This is a genomic window from Micromonospora sp. DSM 43699 (assembly GCF_055517075.1).
The window spans coordinates 1-451 of record NZ_JBTMMT010000209.1 but is presented as its reverse complement, the minus strand read 5'-3'; the positions used below and the strand labels follow the sequence as shown (position 1 = coordinate 451).

The following is a 451-nucleotide window of genomic DNA, read 5'->3' as shown; positions in this document are numbered from 1 at the left end:
CGGCCGCGGCGCGAAGCACAGCCGGCAGTTGTCGCAGGCCAACACGCTCGGCGACGATCCCGCCCACGCCGCGGGGAGCCTGGACGGGCGCTATCTGTTCGTGTCGAACTATTCCGGTGCGCAAAGCCCCGGCGGCAGCCTGGCGGTGTTGCCGGTCGGCGCCGACGGCCGCCTCGGCGCGACGGTGCAGGTGCTCGGCCATCGCGCCAGCCAGGCCAACCGCGAACGCCAGCTCGGCCCGCACGTGCATGCCGCGGCGCAATCGCCCGACGGCCGTTACGTGTTCGCCGCCGACCTGGGCGCCGACAAGGTCTATGCCTATCGCTACGATCCCGCGCGCAGCGCCGAGCGGCCGCTGCAGGCTGCGGCGACGCCGTGGCTGGAGCTGCCGGCCGGCAGCGGGCCGCGCCATCTGCTGTTCGCCGCCGATGGGCGCCACGCGTATCTGACC

Annotated in this window: 1 protein-coding gene; it reads left to right on the top strand. The window is 74.3% G+C overall.

Annotated elements, in window-relative coordinates:
* Positions 1–451 (top strand): lactonase family protein (locus tag AC0AIB_RS31280; RefSeq protein ID WP_465098090.1); only part of this gene is annotated, 451 nt, incomplete at both ends.